Here is a 426-nt window from a genome sequence, read left to right on the forward strand (position 1 = left end):
GGCGGTGACCAACAGCACGTCGGCGCCACCGGACACCCAGCCCCCCACGCTGGCGGCGACCAACCCGATCACGATCGGCGACAACAAACTGGCCCGTGACGAAAGCACCACCGTCACCATCCGCTTCTCCGAAGCCATCGCTGCCAGCAGTTTCAGCCTCGATGACCTGACCGCGGAGGGGGCCGGCGCGAGGCTGTCCAACCTGCAAACCACCGACGGCGGCACGACCTGGACGGTCACGCTGGCGGCCCCGAGTCTCGAGGATTACATACAGGCATCCCCTGACATCCCCAACTCGACGAACAACAAGATCCGCGTGAACCTGGCCGGAATCACCGACCTCGCGGGCAACACCGGGGTGGGCACAGCGGACTCCACGGTCCGCTACGACATCGACCTTCGGCCCCCCGTCGCCACCATCACGCT

At 66.7% G+C, this 426-nt stretch carries 1 protein-coding gene; it reads left to right on the forward strand.

Features of this window, described 5'->3' with window-relative positions; genetic code table 11:
• Positions 1-426 (forward strand): Ig-like domain-containing protein (locus tag VTU_RS33840; protein WP_010107234.1); only part of this gene is annotated, 426 nt, incomplete at both ends.

This window comes from Verminephrobacter aporrectodeae subsp. tuberculatae At4, assembly GCF_000193225.1.
GTDB classification, from domain to species: domain Bacteria; phylum Pseudomonadota; class Gammaproteobacteria; order Burkholderiales; family Burkholderiaceae_C; genus Acidovorax; species Acidovorax aporrectodeae.